Annotated in this window: 14 protein-coding genes; 1 reads left to right on the top strand and 13 read right to left on the bottom strand. The window is 68.6% G+C overall.

Annotated elements, in window-relative coordinates; translation table 11 throughout:
• Positions 1 to 90: 90 nt before the first annotated feature.
• From E3O32_RS12760 to E3O32_RS12730, 7 genes are all read right to left on the bottom strand, one after another.
• Complete coding sequence (locus tag E3O32_RS12760) at positions 91 to 576, bottom strand: DUF2231 domain-containing protein (RefSeq protein ID WP_134510090.1); 486 nt, start codon at positions 574 to 576, stop codon at positions 91 to 93.
• 161 nt (positions 577 to 737) lie between these two features.
• The gene (narI, locus tag E3O32_RS12755) at positions 738 to 1,511 is read right to left on the bottom strand and encodes a respiratory nitrate reductase subunit gamma (RefSeq protein WP_134510088.1); all 774 of its coding nucleotides are present in this window, start codon (positions 1,509 to 1,511) and stop codon (positions 738 to 740) included.
• Entirely contained in the window at positions 1,508 to 2,200 is a 693-nt protein-coding gene (narJ, locus tag E3O32_RS12750; RefSeq protein ID WP_134510086.1) for a nitrate reductase molybdenum cofactor assembly chaperone, read from the bottom strand. Before narJ ends, narI begins: the two co-directional genes overlap by 4 nt.
• On the bottom strand, positions 2,197 to 3,879 hold the full coding sequence (gene narH, locus E3O32_RS12745) for a nitrate reductase subunit beta (protein ID WP_134510084.1): 1,683 nt from the start codon (positions 3,877 to 3,879) through the stop codon (positions 2,197 to 2,199). The genes narJ and narH overlap by 4 nt, the downstream gene beginning before the upstream one ends.
• Positions 3,880 to 7,668 carry a nitrate reductase subunit alpha gene (locus tag E3O32_RS12740; RefSeq protein WP_134510082.1) on the bottom strand — a complete coding sequence of 1,263 codons (3,789 nt, stop codon included), beginning with the start codon at positions 7,666 to 7,668 and terminating at the stop codon, positions 3,880 to 3,882.
• Positions 7,669 to 7,746: 78 nt separating this feature from the next.
• Complete coding sequence (locus E3O32_RS12735) at positions 7,747 to 8,457, bottom strand: helix-turn-helix transcriptional regulator (RefSeq protein ID WP_134510080.1); 711 nt, start codon at positions 8,455 to 8,457, stop codon at positions 7,747 to 7,749.
• A 7-nt stretch (positions 8,458 to 8,464) separates the two neighbouring features.
• The gene (locus E3O32_RS12730) at positions 8,465 to 9,268 is read right to left on the bottom strand and encodes a helix-turn-helix transcriptional regulator (RefSeq protein ID WP_134510078.1); all 804 of its coding nucleotides are present in this window, start codon (positions 9,266 to 9,268) and stop codon (positions 8,465 to 8,467) included.
• Positions 9,269 to 9,429: 161 nt separating this feature from the next.
• Here E3O32_RS12730 and E3O32_RS12725 point away from each other — a divergent pair, with 161 nt between their 5' ends.
• Positions 9,430 to 10,629, top strand: a complete 1,200-nt coding sequence (locus tag E3O32_RS12725) for a TIGR04053 family radical SAM/SPASM domain-containing protein (protein ID WP_241974923.1) — start codon at positions 9,430 to 9,432, stop codon at positions 10,627 to 10,629.
• 96 nt (positions 10,630 to 10,725) lie between these two features.
• On the opposite strand, the gene E3O32_RS12720 is transcribed toward E3O32_RS12725, so the two are convergent.
• The 6 genes from E3O32_RS12720 to E3O32_RS12695 form a co-directional block, all read right to left on the bottom strand.
• Positions 10,726 to 11,013: a hypothetical protein gene (locus E3O32_RS12720; RefSeq protein ID WP_134510074.1), complete on the bottom strand. Its 288-nt coding sequence runs from the start codon at positions 11,011 to 11,013 to the stop codon at positions 10,726 to 10,728.
• Complete coding sequence (locus tag E3O32_RS12715; protein ID WP_134510072.1) at positions 11,006 to 11,866, bottom strand: slipin family protein; 861 nt, start codon at positions 11,864 to 11,866, stop codon at positions 11,006 to 11,008. The genes E3O32_RS12720 and E3O32_RS12715 overlap by 8 nt, the downstream gene beginning before the upstream one ends.
• Positions 11,863 to 12,681, bottom strand: coding sequence for a hypothetical protein (locus E3O32_RS12710; protein ID WP_174776514.1), 819 nt, complete (start codon positions 12,679 to 12,681; stop codon positions 11,863 to 11,865). The genes E3O32_RS12715 and E3O32_RS12710 overlap by 4 nt, the downstream gene beginning before the upstream one ends.
• Entirely contained in the window at positions 12,678 to 15,041 is a 2,364-nt protein-coding gene (locus E3O32_RS12705) for a nitric-oxide reductase large subunit (protein WP_241974921.1), read from the bottom strand. The genes E3O32_RS12710 and E3O32_RS12705 overlap by 4 nt, the downstream gene beginning before the upstream one ends.
• Before the next feature lie 344 nt (positions 15,042 to 15,385).
• Positions 15,386 to 17,998, bottom strand: a complete 2,613-nt coding sequence (locus E3O32_RS12700) for a multicopper oxidase domain-containing protein (protein ID WP_134510068.1) — start codon at positions 17,996 to 17,998, stop codon at positions 15,386 to 15,388.
• Entirely contained in the window at positions 17,995 to 19,134 is a 1,140-nt protein-coding gene (locus E3O32_RS12695; protein ID WP_241974919.1) for a hypothetical protein, read from the bottom strand. The genes E3O32_RS12700 and E3O32_RS12695 overlap by 4 nt, the downstream gene beginning before the upstream one ends.

Here is a 19,134-nt window from a genome sequence, read left to right as displayed (position 1 = left end):
CGCATCCGATCCCGACCGTATTTCCTGAGTTAGCCACCGAGTGAACGACGGATGCCGGGCGGCTGCGCGGTCCTGGGTGTGCGCGAAAGGTCAGCCCTTGTCGCCGGAGCCGGGTGCGACGCTGTCCGACCAGACGGCGGCGGCGCCGCTGTGACCGATTCGGATGGCCTGGATCGTGGTTCCGGTGGAGGCGAGCAGGGCTGCCGCGATCAGGGCAACCGCGATCCAGCGGGGCGAACGACTCTCCTTGCGTTCCTGGTAGTTCCACCAGAGCAGCACCGCGGCGACCACGACGAGGCCGATCACCCAGGGCAGCAGACCCTCGGCGAGATCGGCGTGGGTCTCCACCAGCCGTGTTTCCGCCACCCGCTCCTCGAGGCTCTGGCCCGACTCGGTGGACAGCGGAACGAGCACGACGGCCGCCAGCGCCAGGCCGAGCGGCAGGAACCCGGCCCACCGGCGGAACCGCGGCCACAGCGCCGCGAGGACGATCACGACGGCGGCGGTGGGGACGACGACCTCGGTCGCGTGCACGATCAGCGGATGCGTCGGCAGGCCGAAAAATGTGTCCAGCATTGAGACTCCTTGGAAGGTCCGGGCTGACGCCGTCCGGCGCCGCCCACGACACTCATGCTAGGCAGCCTCGCCCCCGCGGTCCATGAAGGACAGCCTCCGCTAAGCGTGACCGACCGGGCAACGGGAGGCTCCCGGCCGGCCCCGCACCGGTGCAAGGCCGGTTACCGGCGGGTGCCCTGGCGCTCCCGCCCGGTGCCCGGCAGTTCGCTCTTCTCCCAGCCGCGGCGCGGCCTGCGGGAGCCCGAGCCGCGGTGCTGATCGCGCGACCGGTAGACGATGTAGGGCCGCACGAAGTACGCCAGCGGAGCGGAGAACACGTGCACTAGCCGGGTGAACGGCCACAGCATGAACAGCAGAGTCGCGCTCAGCACGTGCAACTGGAAGAAGAACGGCACGTCACTCATCAGTGAGGGATCCGGCTGTGCGGAGAGCAGCCCGCGCACCCACGGCGAGATCGTCCCCCGGTAGTCGTAGCCGGCGCCCAGCACCTGGAAGAGCACGGTCGCGGTCGTGCCGAACAGAAGCGTGGCCCCGAGCAGCAGGTACATGATCTTGTCCATCACCGTGGTGGCCAGCAGCACCCGTGAGTTCAGCCGGCGGCGGTAGATCAGGATGGCCAGGCCGGCCAGGGTCAGCGCCGCCGCCACACTGCCCAGCCAGGTGGCGCCGAGGTGGTAGATCTGCTCGGTGACGCCGACGAACTCCAGCCATTCCTTCGGCACGAGCAGGCCGACGACGTGTCCGCCGAGCACCATCAGGATGCCGTAGTGGAACATCGGCGATCCCCAGCGGAGCAGCCGGTTCTCGTAGGTCTGGCTCGACCGGGACGTCCAGCCGAACTGGTCGTGCCGGTAGCGGAAGATGTGGCCGACGACGAAGACCGCCATGGCCGCATACGGGAACGCCACCCAGAGCAGGAAGTCGATCGGATTCATACCCTGAGTTCCTCACTGGAGGCGCCGGACGGCGAGAACGGTTTGAGATTGCCGAGGAAGGTCATGCCGACCGTCTCGGTCGGCGGGCCCTCGTTGACGAGGGTGAGGTAGCGCTGGCGGGTTTCCTCGTCGATCAGCGGGAGCGACAGGGACACCGCCTCCACCACGTGGGCGTACGGGCTTGCTGCAGCCTCGAGTGCCGAGCGGAGCACCTCGATCCCGTCCCGGTGCGCGGCGAGCAGCTCCTGCGCGATCGGCGAGTCGCTGCGCGCGGAGAACTCCAGCACCATCGGCAGGTAGTCGGGCAGTTCGTCCGCCGCGACCTCCCAGCCGGCCGCGCGGTAGGCCTCGATGAACCGAACGAGCGCCATCCCCCGGCGCCGGGTGTCGCCGGCGGCGTAGTAGCTGAGGTAGGGGCAGCATTTGCGCTTGAGGTCGAAGGTGGCCGTGAAGTGGATTTCCAGTTCCTGCTGGCCCATCGCATCCGTCGCAAACAGGAAGGCCTCGAAGGCGTGCCGGAGCGGGTCGGGCAACAGCGTCACCGAGTCGGCGACGGCCGCGAACCGCGCGCGGCGCGACACGGTCGGGTAGTCGAGCAGGATGGATGCGGCCATGTGCGCCATCCGGCCGTCCTCCGCGGACAGCCCGATCGCCGCCACCGTGCGCCCCGGGAGTTTCGGGAGTCTCATGCGGGGCTCCCGGCGGCCCCGGCGGGCGGAACGATCGGCGGGAACATGCCGTCGGGCACGCCGCCACCGGTCCAGTTGAGCAGGTTGACCCGGCCGGGGGTTGTCGGTTTCGTGCGTTCGCCGCCCTTTCCCACCATCTCGTTGTAGTTGTCCACGGTCCCGTTCAGGGGCATGCCGGGGGTCTTCCCGTACGGTCCCGCGGCCGTGGCGGCGGTGGGACCGCCCATGCCGGGGCCGCCGTCGGTGTCGAGCGAGCAGGCGAGTTCTTCCAGTTCCCGCGCCGTTTCGACGTGCGCCTTGGGGATGACGTAACGGTCCTCGTACTTGGCGATGGCCAGCAGACGGTACATCGCCTCGATCTCGGTGCCGGTCATGCCGACCGCCTCCGGGATCGACTCGTCCCGGTCACGACCCAGGTTGATGTCGCGCATGTACGAGCGCATCGCGGCGAGCTTGCGCAGCGAGGACTCGACGGGCACGACGTCGCCGGCGGAGAACAGGCCGGCCAGGTACTCGACCGGAATCCGGAGCTTGTCGATCGCGGCGAAGAGGGTGCGCGCATCCTCCCCATCGTTGTTCGTGGTCGAGATCACGTCGACCACCGGGGACAGCGGCGGGATGTACCAGACCATGGGCATGGTGCGGTATTCCGGATGCAGCGGCAGGGCCACCTTGTACTCGGAGATGAGCTTGTAGATGGGGCTGTTCTGGGCTGCGAGGATCCAGTCGTCCTCCATCCCCTCGGCCTTCGCCGCTGCGATGACCTCCGGGTCGAACGGATCGAGGAACACTCCGCGCTGAGCCTCGAGCAGGTCCTGGTCGTTCTCGATGCTGGCGGCGGCGAGCACGGCGTCGGCGTCGTAGAGCATCAGGCCGAGGTAACGCAGCCGGCCGACGCAGGTTTCGGAGCAGATCGTGGGTTTGCCCTGCTCGATCAGCGGGTAGCAGAGCGTGCACTTCTCCGCCTTGCCGGTCTTGTGGTTGAAGTAGACCTTCTTGTACGGGCAGGCGGAGACGCACATCCGCCAGCCGCGGCAGCCGTCCTCGTCGACGAGCACGATGCCGTCTTCCTCGCGCTTGTACATGGCCCCGGAGGGGCACGCCGCGACGCAGGCGGGGTTCAGGCAGTGCTCGCAGATGCGCGGCAGGTAGAACATGAAGGTGTTCTCGAACTCCATCTTCACGTGCTCGCTCATGGTGGCGAGGATGGGGTCTTCGGCCGCGGTCTCCTGCGAGCCACCCAGGTTGTCGTCCCAGTTGCCCGACCATTTGATGTCCATGTTCTTGCCGGTGAGCAGCGACTTGGGGCGCGCCACGGGGCTCTGGGTGCTGAGCGGCGCCTTGGTGAGCATGTCGTAGTCGTAGGTCCACGGCTCGTAGTAGTCGTCGATCACGGGCAGGTCCGGGTTGTTGAAGATGGTGGCCAGGCGCTTCAACCGGCCGCCGGAGCGCAGCTTCAGCCGGCCGCGCTTGTTGCGGATCCAGCCGCCCTTCCACTTCTCCTGGTCCTCGTAGCGACGCGGGTAGCCGACGCCCGGCTTGGTCTCCACGTTGTTGAACCAGACGTATTCGACGCCGGTGCGGTTGGTCCAGACCTGCTTGCAGGTCACCGAGCAGGTGTGGCAGCCGATGCACTTGTCGAGATTCATGATCATCGACATTTGAGCCATTACGCGCATTTAGTACTCAACCTCCTGGCTGCGTCGACGGATCACGGTGACCTCGTCGCGTTGGTTCCCGGTCGGGCCGAGGTAGTTGAAGGCGAAGGACAGCTGGGCGTAGCCGCCGATCAGGTGGCTCGGCTTGAGCAGGATCCGGGTGAGCGAGTTGTTCGTGCCGCCGCGCATCCCGCTCGTCTCGGCGATCGGCACGTTGATCGTGCGGTCCTTGGCGTGGTACATGTACACCGTGCCCTCCGGCATCCGGTGCGAGACGATCGCCCGGGCGACGACGACGCCGTTGCGGTTGTAGGACTCGATCCACTCGTTGTCGCGCACGCCGATCTTGTCGGCGTCGAGCGGGGACATCCAGATGGTGGGGCCGCCGCGGGAGAGCGAGAGCATCATCAGGTTGTCCTGGTACTCGGAGTGGATCGACCACTTCGAGTGCGGGGTGAGGTAGCGCACGGCGACCTCGGCGCGGCCCTTCGAGCCGGCGGCGCCCGTCGCGGCGGTTGAGCCGACGATCGAGTCGTCGAACAGGCGGTGCATGTCCAGCGGCGGCCGGAAGATCGGCAGCTGCTCGCCCAATTCGATCATCCAGTCGTGGTCGAGGTAGAAGTGTTGCCGCCCGGTGAGGGTGTGCCAGGGCTTGAGGTGTTCCACGTTGATCGTGAAGGCGCTGTAGCGGCGGCCGCCGTGCTCGCTGCCCGACCACTCCGGGGAGGTGAGCACCGGGACCGGCGCGCCCTGCACATCCGGATAGGAGAAGCGGCGGCCCTCGTTGTCGCTGGCCAGGTGCGCCAGCTTCATCCCGGTGCGCTCCTCCAGCCGGCGGAAGCCCTGGGTTCCAAGCCGGCCGTTGGTCGTGCCGGAGAGGGCGAGCACCATCTCGCAGGCCTGGATCGCGGTCTTCAGCTGGGGCCGCCCCGCGGTCGGGCCGCCTTCGACGAGGCCGTTCTTCCGGCCCAGGTACTCCACCTCCACGTCGGGGTTGAACTTGACGCCCTTGGTGACCATGCCGAGCTTCTCGGTCAGCGGGCCGAGAGCGCCGAGCCGGTCGAAGAAGGCCGGGTAGTCGCGCTCGACCACGACGAGCTTCGGCATCGTGATGCCGGGGATGAGCGGCTGGTCGTATTCGACGGTGCCGTGCGGGGTGGCCATCGCGTCGGGGGTGTCGTGCAGCAGCGGCACCGCCACGATGTCCTTCCGCACGCCGAGGTGCTCGACCGAGTATTCGGAGATCTTCTGCGCGAGGATGTGGAAGATGTCGAAGTCGGTCTTCGCCTGCCACGGCGGCGTGATGGCCGGGTTGAATGAGTGGATGAACGGATGCATGTCCGTCGTCGAGAGGTCGTTCTTCTCGTACCAGGTGGCCGGCGGCAGCACGACGTCGCTGAAGATGGTGGTCGACGTCATCCGGAAGTCGCTGGTGACCATCAGGTCGAGTTTGCCCTCGGGCGCGGTCTCGTGCCACTTCATCGTCTTCGGCCGCTTCTCGGGCGGCGACTCCGGCGCCCGCACCGCACTGTCCGTGCCGAGCAGGTGCTTGAGGAAGTATTCATTGCCCTTGCCGGAGGAGCCGATCACGTTCGCGCGCCACACGACGAGCACCCGCGGGAAGTTCTCCGGGGCGTCCGGATCTTCGACCGAGTAGGCCAGGCTGCCGTCGCCGAGCGACTCGACCACGTACTGGGCAGGGTCGACGCCGGCCCTCTCCGCCTCGTCGACGAGGTCGAGCGAGTTGCGGTTGAAGGTGGGGTAGCCGGGCATCCAGCCGCGCTTGGTCGATTCGACCAGGCAGTCGGCCGTCGTGCGACCGGCGAAGGTGCCCGCGCCGAGCGGGCTGGCGAGGGTGTCGGCGGAGAGACCGTCGTAGCGCCACTGGTCGGTGGCCAGGTAGAAGAAGCCGGTGCCGATCATCTGGCGGGGCGGCCGCACCCAGTCCAGGCCGAACGCGTACTGCCCGTAGCCGGTGAGCGGGCGCACCTTCTCCTGGCCGACGTAATGGGCCCAGCCGCCGCCGTTCACACCCTGGCAGCCGGTCATCGTGGTGAGGGCGAGGAAGGCCCGGTAGATGGTGTCGGAGTGGAACCAGTGGTTGGTGCCCGCGCCCATCAGGATCATCGAACGCCCGCCGGAGTCCTCGGCGTTCTGGGCGAATTCCCGGCCGATCCGTTCGGCGGCCTGCATCGGCACCGAGGTGATGCCCTCCTGCCAGGCCGGGGTGCCCGGCGAGGACGCGTCGTCGTAACCGGTCGGCCACTCCCCCGGCAGGCCGGGCCGGCCGACGCCGTACTGGGCCAGGAGCAGGTCGAACACGGTGGTGACCAGCTGGCCGGCCACCATCCGCACCGGGACGCCGCGACGGATGACGCCCGCTCCTCCCGCGTGCTGCTCACCGACCTCGTCGGTGCCCGGCGCCAGATCGAACCGGGGCAGGTCGATGGCGACGGAGGCCTGGTCGTAGTCCGGCGCGTCGGCGATGGACAGGAGCGGGTCCACGCCCTCCAGGTCGAGGTTCCACTTGCCGACGTCGGTTTCGGAGAAGCGGTGTCCGATCGACCCGTTCGGCACGACCACCTGGCCGGCCTGGTCGAGCAGCACGGGCTTGAACGCGGCGCTGGCGACGGTCGATGCGGTGGCGGGCAGGGCATCCGCGGTCATGAACTTGCCGGGCACGTATGCGTCGCCGCGCGGGGTGAGGCTGATCAGGTAGGCGGAGTCGCTGTAGCGCTTCAGGTAGTCGACGAAGCGGGGCGTGCGCCGGTCGACGAGGAACTCGGTGAGCACGACGTGGCCCATCGCGAGGGCGAGCGCGCCGTCGGTGCCGGGGTGCACCGCGAGCCACTCGTCGGCGAACTTGGAATTGTCGGCGTAGTCGGGCGAGACGGTGATGACCTTCTGGCCGCGGTAGCGGGCCTCGACCATGAAGTGGGCGTCGGGGGTGCGGGTGACCGGCACATTGGAGCCCCACATGATCAGGTAGGACGAGTTCCACCAGTCGGCGGATTCCGGAACGTCGGTCTGGTCGCCAAACACCTGCGGGCTGGCGACAGGCAGGTCGGCGTACCAGTCGTAGAAGGAGAGCATGGTGCCGCCGAGCATCGAGATGAACCGGTTGCCCACCCCCTGCGACACGATCGACATCGCCGGGATGGGCGAGAAGCCGGCGATCCGGTCAGGGCCGTACTCCTTGATGGTGTGCACGTGGGCGGCGGCGACGATCTCGGCCGCCTCGTCCCAGCTCGCCCGGACCAGGCCGCCCTTGCCGCGGGCGCTCTTGTAGGCGCGGGCGCTCTCCGGGTTTCCGGTGACCTCGCCCCAGGCGAGCACGGGGTCGCCGGTCTTCGCCTTGGCGGCCCGGTAGAGGTCGAGCAGCACACCGCGCACATAGGGGTACTTCACCCGGGTCGGCGAGTAGGTGTACCAGCTGAAGGCCGCGCCGCGCGGGCATCCCCTCGGCTCGTACTCCGGAGAGTCGGGGCCAACACTCGGGTAGTCGGTCTGCTGGGTCTCCCAGGTGATGATGCCGTCTTTGACGTACACCTTCCAGGAGCAGGAGCCGGTGCAGTTCACCCCGTGGGTGGACCGTACCTCCTTGTCGTGGGTCCAGCGGTCTCGGTAGAAGCTGTCGGCGTCGCGGCCGCCCTCCAGGAACAGGGAGCGCAGGTCGGGCGAGGTCTCACCCCGGCGGAGGAACCGGCCGAGGTTCAGGATCGTGTCGGTGAGGGGCCCGTCGGTGCCGGGTTTGCCGGCCGGCTTGCCGCGGGCGGGCTTCGAGAAGGCGGAGGTCTGAGCTGGTTTCACGACGTACCCCTTGCTGTGCCGGGCGTCGCCGCAGTCAGCGACAACCTCGCATCCGAGTCTCACGGGCGCGATCGGGGGCTACAAGCCGAAAACACCGTGATAAATGTTTGCGGGTTCACGTTCGGATTCACGTTCGGATTCACGCTCGGATTCACGTTCGGGTTCGGTGCCCGGACCCGGCTCGGCGCGATGCAGGTCGAGTGTGCACAGGTTCGCTTCGACCAGCGGATGCAGCGCCTCGGCAGCGAGCGGACCCTCCGCCTGTTCGAGCAGGCCCTTGATCAGGCCAAAGTGCACCCGGCACACCTCCGGGTGCGCCTTGACCATCTCGCTGTACGGGCAGTCGTGCAGGTGCACGTGATCGCCGTCGGGGTCGAGGGTCGCGTCGAACCCGGTCTGGTCGAGGTGGTCGTCGAGGGCGTCGAGTTGCCGCTGCAACGGCGAGTGCAGGATGGCCTGGAGGGGCAGCATCCGCCGCACCAGGTCGCCGCGGCGTTCGGCGGCGTCGGCCTTCGCCTCACGGATGCAGCCCGACTGGTGGTCGGCGCCGCCGGCGGCGCTGTAGAGCATCCGCGGGCGGCCCTTCGTCTCGGTGATCTCCGGCTCGCAGGTGACGAAACCATCGCCGATCAGGCGTTGCAGGTGTTCCCGGGTGGTGTTGTGGTGCAGCCCGGTTGCCTCGGCGAGGTCACCCACGGTCATCGTGCCGCGCTGCTGGAGGAAGTGCAGCAGCTGGATCCTGCTGAACGAGGCGAGCGTGCGATAGCCGGGCGGCGGCCGTGACGTCATTGGTCAATCATTCAACGTGGGCGGCCGAAAGGGAAGCGTCCGGCGGTTCGGGCTCGAGGCGGGCCAGGCAGATGCCGGGGCGGGCGAACGGTTCGAGGGTGACCCGGCCGAACGGCGCGTCGAGGCGCTCGAGTGCGCCCTGGATCAGGCCGCGGTGCACCGAACATACGATGTCGGCCTGGCTGCGCGCCACGTCGATGAACGGACAACGGTGCAATTCGATGACGACGGGGGCGTCGTCTGCGAGCGATGCCATCCCGGTGGGCGCGCCGTGGTCCGGCCCGCCGAGCACAGGCGAGAAGCCGACCTCGTCCAGGACCGCGACCACGCGTGCGAGCGCGTCGGCCCGACCGCCGGATGGGGCGGCCGCATTGGCGGGGGCCGTCGTGTCGGCCTCGTTGCAGGCGGTGGCGAGCCGGCGTCCCCAGCGACTGCCGGCGAGCGCGGCCGCGTCGGCACCGCTCAGTGCGGCCGACCGAGCATCCGGCGCACCGGCGGCCATGCCCTCGGCGAGGATGCCCGCCAGCACACGATAGGAGTCCTCGGGGGCGTCTTCCGGCGATGGTGCGGCGCGGAATAGAAGTCGCGGCCGGCCGGGCCTGCCCAGCGCCTCCGCGGCTCCCGTGGCGAACCCGGCCGCGGTCAGCCGATCGAGGTGGGAACGCACCGTGTTCGGATGCAGCCCCACCCGGGCGGCGATGGTATCAGCGGTGAGCGGCTCGCTGCTTGCCCTCAGCACCTCGAGCACGGCGACCCGGCTGATCCCGGACAGCACGGCATGACTGCGGGGATCAATCGCGTCGGTGGGCATGGAATTAGTTTTCCCTATAACTATGGTAAAAACAAATGTGGGCCGTAGACCGCCCCGGGCACAGACCTGTCAGGAGACCCCGACGTCGCTCGAAACCACCCATTTCTCCTCCGCACGCAGCACCGCCGGCCGTTATGGCCGGCCCAGAGCAGAGGACATCCGTGACCTTGTCACCAGCAAAACGCCCGATCCGGCTCATGCACCACGACGCCGGCGAACGTCCCTTCATCGTCATCTGGGAGGTCACCCGTGCCTGCCAGCTCGTCTGCACGCATTGCCGGGCGGACGCCATCCGCAGCCGTAACCCGTTCGAATTGAGCACCGAGCAGGGCTGCAAGCTGCTCGACGACCTGGCCTCGTTCGGCACTCCGCGGCCGTTGGTGGTACTCACTGGCGGCGACCCGTTCGAACGGCCCGACCTGCCCGAACTGGTCGCCCACGGCGCGTCCCTCGGCCTGAGCATGGCCCTCTCCCCCTCCGTCACTCCGCGCCTCACCCGGGAGGTGCTGGTCGAACTCCACGACGCCGGCGCCAAGGCGGTCTCGCTCTCGCTCGACGGCGCATCCGCTGCCACCCACGATGCGTTCCGGGGGGTCACCGGCGTCTTCGATGACACCATGGACGCGGCCAGGATGGTGCGGGAGGTGGGCTACCGGCTGCAGATCAACACGACCGTGACCCGCGACACCGTGCATGAGTTGCCGGGCATCCTGAAGACCGTGCTCGAGTTGGGCACCACCCTGTGGAGCGTCTTCTTCCTGGTGCCCACGGGCCGCGGCAAGCTCCTGAACGCCCTGACCGCGGACGAGGAGGAGGAAGTGCTGCACTGGCTGCACGACGTCTCCGAGCTGGTCGCGATCAAGACGACTGAGGCGCCGCACTACCGGCGCATCGCCCTGCAGCGTGCCGGCGTCGTCGACCTCGACTCGGCGTTCCCGGTCGGTCCGCTGCGCGCCGCCCTGCGGGAGGCCACGGCGTGTCTGCTCACCGGCGATGAGCCCCGGCGACGGATGCCCCGGCCCCCGATCGACGTGAACTCCGGTCGTGGGTTCGCCTTCGTCGACCATGTCGGGCTCGTCTATCCGAGCGGGTTCCTGCCCGTCTCGGTGGGCTCCGTGCACGAGCGGCCCTTCCCGGAGATCTATCGGGAGGCGCAGCTACTCCAGGAGCTGCGCTCTCCCGATCTATTCGGCGGCCGGTGCGGTCACTGCGAATTCCGTACCGTCTGCGGCGGCTCCCGGTCGCACGCCTACGCGGTCACCGGGGATCCCCTCGCCGAGGACCCCAGCTGCGGCTACCAGCCCGTTGCCGGCCTCATCCCCGCGACGGTCCAGGACCGGGCGGTTTCCCCCTCCCCCTAGTCAAATTCGACGGACATTTTCCCGTTTCCAGCCCGAAACCGGGCCATGCAGCAACAGAATGCGAAAATCTCCGTCGAATTCGACGGGCGGGACGGCTCACTCGAGGTGGTAGTTGCCCTTCACCCAGCGCAGGGCGCCGATGATGCCGACGCAGACGCCCACTCCCCCGACCATCATGCCGAGGAAGAGCCAGACGAACAGCGGTTCGAGGCCGCCGATGAGTTGGTCGGCGTCGACGATGGTGCCACCCAGGAAGCCGGCGATGGGGCCGAAAATGCCCACGAAGGCTCCGATGAGCATCCAGCGGATGCACCGGGTGCGGTCTGCAGACGCAGCGGGCGCGGTCTCCCTGCGCGGGCCGTTCCGGGCCGAGGTGTCAGTCATGGGTCTTCACATCCGTTTTCTGGCCGGTGGCGTTCTGGTCGGTGGCGTTCTGGTCGGCGCCGGGCCCTTGCCTGGAGGCACCCTGTTGGTCGAGCCATTGCGGGACCTTGTTCAAGAACGGGCCGATGATGTCCATCGGCAGCGGGAAGACCACGGTGGAGTTGTGGTCGGCGCCGAGTTCGAGCAGGGTCTGAAGGTAGCGGAGCTGGAGCGAGGCCGGGTTGCGGCTGAGGATCTCCGCGGCCTGGCCGAGCTCCTCCGACGCCTGGAGCTCCCCGTGCGCGTTGATGATCTTGGCCCGGCGTTCGCGCTCGGCCTCGGCCTCACGCGCCATGGCCCGCTGCATGGCCTGGGGGATCTCGACGTCCTTGATCTCGACGACCTTGACCTGAACCCCCCAGGGTTCGGTCTGGGCGTTGATGCTGCGGGCGAGGTCCTCGTTCAGGTCGGCCCGGTGCGCCAGGAGCGTGTCCAGGTCTGCACGGCCGACCACGGAGCGCAGAGTGGTCTGCGACATCTGCGAGGTGGCGACGGCGTGGTTCTCGACCGCCATCACCGACCGGACCGGATCGGTGACCTGGAACAGCACCACCGCGTTGACCCTGGCCGGCACGTTGTCCTTGGTGATGACGTCCTGCGGCGGGATCGTCAGGGTGACGATCCGGAGGTCGACCCGCACCATTTTGTCGATTCCGGGGAAGATCATCTGCAGGCCGGGTTCCAGCACGGGCCGCAGGCGGCCCAGGCGGAAGCTGACTCCGCGTTCGTACTCCTGCAGGATCTTGACGGATGCGAGCAGCCAGACGGCCACGAGCACCACGAGGAGGACCAGCACGATCAGCCAGGCCGTCATGGGTTGACCCGTCGGGTCCAGCCGTCGCCGGGTGACGTGCCGCCCGGGTCGGCTTCCTTCTCGAGTTCGGCCCATCGGGCCGAGAATGAGGCGCGCACGGTGTTTCCTTTCGTCGTGCCTGGGGCGGAATCGACTTCCGGCGCCGGCCGGGAGCTCGCATAGGGTTCGATCTGCACCGGCCGGGGTCCGGTCTTTCGGATGCTGCCGTAGCCGCCCTGCCGGGCGAGCTCGGCCGCCGCCGTGACCGCGCGGGCCGCGACGCTCTCGTCGAGGCCCTCGGACTTGAGATGGTCGGGGAAGCGCGCGGGGGCGCGGCGCAGGTGAGACCAGAGCGGCCAGCTTCCCGCGGCGATTGCCGCCGATGCCGATCCGAGCACCGCGAGCTCCAGGATGCTTCGGCCCTGGAGCATGACGGCTAGTGGCCACACGAACCCGAGCACCACCACGGCGCAGGCGATGCCGCGGTGGAAACGCTCGGCTTCCGAACTGGGCCATGAGTCGATGTTGCGCACGACCTCCCGGCCGGAGTGGCCGGTGGTGCAGTTGTGCTTCACCGGGCACGGGTTGCAGACCGTGGGCGACGCGCGGTAGCGGGTCACCCGGTTGTCGGGGTCGAAGGAGATCGGCCACAGCCACTGGTCCTCCGAACACGTCCACGCGTCGTGGTCTTCGTGGTAGCTGAACCCGCCGGAGCGCGCGTTGCTCGTGCTGGTCGCCGTGCGCCGGGCGAGGATGTCCAGCACGTGGGCGATGAGCAGCAGGAACCCGCCGTAGGCCAGCGCGAACCAGACCTCAGGATCGATCGGGCCCATCATGCGCCTCCGATCCTGCCGGTCCCGTCGCCCTCGTCCGTGGCGCGCGGCCGGTAGCCCGTCCCGTAGCCGGCATCCGGCGCCGGGTCGTCGGCGCCGAATGCCGGTACCGGCTGCGCCTCGACGAACAATGCCTCCATCGGCACGTCCTGGGTCGTTCCCTTGATCCGGTAGCGCACACCGAGCCAGGCGATCCAAACGAACGGGACCACGCCGCCGAAGATGAAGACCAGGTCTCCGGGCATCCGCAGCCATTCAAGTACGGTGTTGCCCGTGCCCGTGATGAAGTTCATGCTGCGGGCCTCGAAATAGCCGTCGCTGACGGAGTGCCACAGTTGCAGCACGCCGAGGGGCAGCAGGGTGGCGAAGGTCATCCAGGCCAGCCCGATATTCAGTGACCAGAACGAGATCTTCGCGAGCCTGTCCGGCCACCGGTCGGCGGGAATCAGGTAGCGCAGGGCGAACAGCGACAGGCCGACCCCCATCATGCCGTAGACGCCCATCATGGAGGCATGGGCGTGGTTGGCCGTGAGCGCCGTGCCGATCTCGTAGTAGGAAACGATCGGCAGATTGATCAGGAAGCCGAACACGCCAGCGCCGAGGAAGTTCCAGAAGCCGACGGCCACCAGGAACATGACCGACCACCGGTGCGGGAACGGAGCGGAGCTGCGCGACTGCTGCCGCGCCCCGAGCTGGAGGAAGCTCCAGGCCTCGACCGTCAGGAAGGTCAGCGGGATGACCTCCAGGGCGGAGAAGAACGCGCCGAGCGCCATGTGCTCGACCGGCGTGCCGGAAAAGTACAGGTGGTGCATGGTGCCGAGGATTCCGCCGGCGGAATACAAGATCACGTCGAGCAAAATGATCTGCATTGCGATCTTGCGGTGCACGACCCCGAGCATGACGAAGATGTAGGCCACCATCACGGTGGTGAACAACTCGAGGAAGTCCTCGACCCAGAGGTGCACGACCCAGAAGCGCCAGAACTCGGCGACGCTCAGGGTGACCTCGGTGCCGGCGAGCATGCCGACGGCGTAGAAAGCCGGGATAGCGAGACCGGAGTAGAAGAACAGCCACGGCAGGTTGAAGCGGTGTTCGCTCTTCAGTCGGGCGCGGATGCCCCGGTAGATGATCGCGATCCAGAGGAAGAGTCCCACGGTGAGCAAACCCTGCCAGAACTTCGGCAGGTCGATGTACTCCCACTGCATGCCCCAGAACGGCGAGTCCTTTCCGGCCTGGAATCCGAAGATGCTCAGGGCCTCGCCGGTCAGCGACCCGGCAACGACGAGAGCCAGGGCGCCGAGCAGCGCGTACGCGAGCCAGTGCTGCCGCTTCGGTTCGTGGCCCGAGATGTACGGGGCCAGGAAGATGCCGGCGGCGAGGAACGAGGCGGCGGTCCAGAGAAGCGAGAGCTGGACGTGCCAGGTGCGGGCGAGGTTGATCGGCAGCAGCTGGGCCAGGTCCAGCCCGAAGAAGCCCTCCAGGTCGACCCGGTAGTGCTCGACGGCGGCGCCGAGGAACGCCTGCGCGAGGAACATCAGCGCGACCACGAGGAAGAACCAGGCGGTCGCCGACTGGGCCGGCGTCACCTTGACGGTCCCGGGTTGGCGGAATGAAAGCGGCGGGGTTTCCTCGCCGTGCTGCCAGCCCATTCTCTTGCTCCAGCGTCCATAGAGGGCGAAGAGGGCGCCGAGGGCGACCATCAGGGAGATCAGGGACAGCCCGCTCCAGACGATGATGTCGGCCGTCGGGCCGTTGTCGACGAGGGGCTCGGCGGGCCAGTTGTTGGTGTACGAGTAGTCGTGTCCCGGCCGGTCAGCGGAGGCACCCCACGAGGTCCACGCGATGAACGCGGTCAGGTTGTGGATGTCCGCGGGGTCGGTGATCACGCTCGGCAGCAGGCCGTTCTTGGTGGTCGGCGTGCCGAAGAAGTCCGCGTAGTGCTGCTGCACTGAGTCGAACGCCTTGACCTGCAGGTCGGTGAAGACCAGGGTTCCCGTGGCGGGGTCGTAGCGGTTGGTGCGCATCATCTCGACAAGCGCTCCGTGCGGGTCCTGGACGCCGGATTCGGTAAGGGCGTCGAGCACGAAGGTCGCGGATCGTCGCAGGTAATCGGCGGTGTAGTCGGGACCGAGATAGCCACCGTGCCCGACGATGGAGCCGTATTCCTGCAGGCCGCGTCCCACGAAGGTCTGCTGGCCGGCAGTGATCTCGGCGCCGCTGAAGAGGACCGCACCCTGCTCGTCGACCACCTGCTTCGGCTGGGGCATCGAGTCTGTGTAGGTCATCGCCGCCAGGAACCCCATCACGGCGAAGCCGAAGATCATCACCAGGGCGACGCCCTGTAGCCACCCCTTGGAAACCATCAGCTCCGAACGCAGGTTCTGTGCACTGGATATCAATCGGACCACGGTGGGCCTCTTTTCCATGTTGCGTGGTTCAAAGTCACCGTGGCTGCCGAATGGACGCGGCCGGGTTTCCTCCCCCAGATGGGTCACGCGGGGTGGTTGAAAGCTACCACAGTTTAAAAATTATGATCCTCATCTTAAATATGGATGAGCGCCGCTCGCGCCGCCTATTAGAAACTGAAAGATGCAGGCGAGAGCGACATTCTGCAGGGGAAATCGATCGACCGGCCCAAGGTGCGACTATTTCACCGACGCGTGCGACACGCCGCAGTCAAGGTTCTCCCAGCGAATTTCGGGCAAGATCACGGCTGCACGGAGACGACACCGCGAGCGCCCTTCTCGGCGTCGGACATGATGTGGCTGACGAAGGGGTAGTGCCCGGCCTCGGGGAAGCTGAGCTCGACGAATCCGCCCTGCGCGACGCCGAGGTCGAGCACCTGGGAGCCGCCCGTTCCGGTGCTGCCGCCGTCGCGGAGGAGATAGTCGCCCTCCTTGAACACGGTGTCGAACTGGCCTCCGACGACGTGGAACGAGCTTCCGACGTTGGGGCCGGCATCGAGGATCCAGATGCGCACTTTCTCGCCGACCCTGGCCGTGAGGGGCCGGGACGCGTACTGGTTGGCGTAGCCGTTGAAGACCACGAGGTCGGGTTTCCGGGTCGCCACCCGGTCGGCGTCTGCCTCCCCGCCCCGCGCGCCGAGGTAGAGCTCCGACTGCACCAGCACGTATTCCTCATCGACCGCGGCGAGGCCCGGCGGGTCGATGACCACCGCACCGAACATCCCGTTGGCGATGTGCACCGACATGGGCATGGTGGAGCAGTGGTAGAGCCAGATGCCCGAGCGGGTGGCGGTGAAGCGGTAGGACAGACTCTCCCCCGGCCGGATGCTGCGCATCGGTTTGTCCGGGGCGAGCGCACCCGCGTGGAAGTCGATCGAGTGGTCCATCGTGCCGTCGTTGACGAAGGTGATGTCGAACACGTCGCCGACCCGGCCGTGCAGAGTCGGCCCTGGAGCGCTGCCGTTGTAGGTCCACAGCGTCTGGCGCACCCCGGGTGACACCTCGGTCTCCACGTTTTTCACCGTCAGGGTGAGGGTGTGCACCGTGCCGGCGGGCGCCGGCTGCAGGGCTGCGTCCCGGGCGGCGAACGAGGCAGCAGGCGCCTTCATCAGGTCGACGTCCCCGGCCGCCGACGGCGCGCCGGGCGCGGAGTGGCCCATCGTCCCCTGTCCCTTTGATGCCGCCGCGTCCGTGGAGCCCGCTGCGGGGGCACCGACCGCCACGACGTCCAGCACCATGCCGAGCAGCTTGTGCCCGGCGATCGAACACCACCCGTCGATGTCGGCGCCGATCACGCCGACATCGATCGTCGTGGCGGCCCCGGGGGCGACCGATCCCGAAACGACACCGTTCTCGAAGACGAGATTGTGCACCATCTGGTCGGCGTTGCTCAGGTGGAGCACGAGGGTATCGCCGACGGGCACCCTGACGGTGTCCGGGGTGAACCGGGTGTTCTTCATCACCACGTCGACGGTGGTCGTGTGGCCGGTCGCCGGCACGGATGCCGCTGCGCCGGCGAGGCCGACGGCCGCGGGGTCGAGGGCCACCCCGCCCGTGACCGCGAGGAGCAGGGCGGCGGTCGCGGCGAGGACGGCACCGGTGCGTCGCGGGGGTGGTGTCGTGGCCGGGGCAGGCCGGCCGGGGACCGGCGGGACGGCATCCGCCCGCAGCCGCCGGTTCACCTTCATGGCGCGGGTCATCAGCACCAGGAAGGAGGCGAGGGTGCCGACGACGAGGAGGGAGAGGGCGACCTTGACCAGGCTGGTGACCGGGAGCAGATAGACGACCAGGCCCAGGTTCGTCACGATCACCCGGAACAGTGCGCCGCGATCGAGCTCGCGGGCGGTGGCCTTCGCCACCCGGGGGCCGCCGCCGAGCACGACGGGCAGCAGGTGGCTCAGGGCGCCGAGCAGGATCTGGGCGGCGAAGCCGACCGCGAAGACGGGGACGAGCTGCTCGAGCCGGTCCGCCGCGCCGACCCAGTCGGGTGCGAGGGCGACGAGCAGGCCGAAGCCGAGCACACACAGGGCGAACCAGGCCAGGGCCGCGCCGAGGCTCCAACCGGCGAAGGTCACCGGCGGGGAGGCGCGTCCGAGGCTCACGACCTCGATCAGGACCAGGCCGAGGCCGACGAGGTAGACGGCGACGCCGAGCGCGGTGACCAGGCGCAGGTCGGTCAGGCAACCGGCCACGAGCAGGATGAGACCGGCGATGAACAGGGTCAGGGTTCCGCGAGCGGCGGCCCTGGTGCTCTGCACCCGGGCGTGCAGCACGGTCGGCCAGAGCAGGGCGACCGTGCCGACCACGGTCAGCCCGACCCAGCCGAGCAGGTTGAGGCCGATGTGCGCGATGAAGAGCCGTTCGAAGGGTTCGCCGTCGATGTCGGTGCGGGCCATCAGCACTCCCGCCGTCACCCCGAGCGCCAGCGCGACGCCGGCGGCCATGTAGTAGCGCACGAGCGGCGCGAACCGGGCCGGCAGCGCCCCCCGCGACTGGGCCAGGAGGATCGCCGCGTGGGCGAGTGCGTTGCCGCCGACCAGGATGCCGCCGGCCAGCACCACCGGCCACCATCCGCCGACGATGCCGGTGATCACCAGGATCGCCCCGATGGTGTGCGCCGCGAGCCGGGCGCCGAGTGAGGTGCGCCCGCCGAGGGCCTGGCGCCGGAGCAGGGTGTCGGCGAAGTGCTGGCTCCAGATCAGGATGGCGCTGCTGACGGCACCGAGCAGCAGCAGATGCACCATCAGCCAGGGAGCCACGGGAAGGAAACGGTGGATGAGCACGGCGACGAGGGTGAGGAAAAGCCAGGCCGGAACGAGGACGCCGGTGAGAATGTGCCACAGCCTGCGGCTCATCGGGATGCTCCCCGCAGCACCGACACCACGGCGACGAGCACGAAGGAGAGCACGGCAACGATGTTGAACACGCCGCCCCACTCCACCAGCCCGGGCACGCCGCGGGCATCGCCGATGATGCGGACCAGGAGGGACGTGTGCAGCAGCGCCGCCGGGGCGTACATCACCGCGCGGTAGGGCAGCGGCCGGCGCAGCACCGCGGGCAGGATCGTCGGGGCGTGCGCCATGATCATCGACATCACGAAACCGAGGAACACCGCGTGCAGCACGGCGTCGTAGGCCGGTCCCGAGACGATCGGGCCGAGAATGAGCCAGCAGCCACCGGCGACGACCAGCCAGCCATAACCGGCCAGCAGACAGGCGGCCATGTACCGGGGCAGTCCGTGCGAACGGATGAGCCGGGTCGCCACGTCGTGCCGGAGCAGCCAGGCGACGAGGCCCAGCGTTCCGATCCCGAGCAGCGGGTAACCGATCGGGGGCCAGAACAGGGCGATCACGGCGCCGGCCACCAGCGCGAGGGACAGCCCGAGCAGCCGGGTCTCTGCGCGTTGATCGACCGAGGGCGAGATCCGGGCCAGTTCGAGCCGCTCCCCCGCGATGGTGAGCACGAGGTAGAGCGTCATCGCCGGGACCAGGTGCGGAACGGGAACCCCGGCCGACCAGAGCACGGCGGCCATCAGGCCGAGCATCGCTCCGAGGGCCTGCACCGCGGTGGAGGTGGAGGGCGCCCGGCGCCAGATCACCCGGTAGATCGGCAGCAGCGCGACCGAGCCGGCGACGAAGCAGAGCTGGCCGACCGGAAGCGGCAGCGGCGAGAGCAGGGCCAACCCTCCCGCGCCGAGCAGAGCCGGGGCCAGGAAGGCCCATTTCTTCCGCACGGCGACGGCCCGCTCGAGCACCACGACCGTTCCGACAAAGCCGAAGACCATCAGCGGGCCGTGCACATCGGCCAGGCGCGCGCTCATGATCGGCGCGGACAGGCCGAGCAGCAGCAGGGCGCCGTCGAGCCCGGCCAGCAGGGCGATCCCGCCGGCCAGCAGCAGGGCCAGCCGGCCGGCGGTGCGCCGCGGAGCGACCGCGCCTGCCCGGCGTGCGGGGCGTGCGGCATCCGTCGGTGCGAGGGTGGAGCGTGTCAC

The organism is Cryobacterium mannosilyticum (assembly GCF_004402705.1).
Classification (GTDB): domain Bacteria; phylum Actinomycetota; class Actinomycetes; order Actinomycetales; family Microbacteriaceae; genus Cryobacterium; species Cryobacterium mannosilyticum.
The sequence above is the reverse complement of the archived record's forward strand: the minus strand, read 5'-3'. Positions and strand labels throughout refer to the sequence as shown.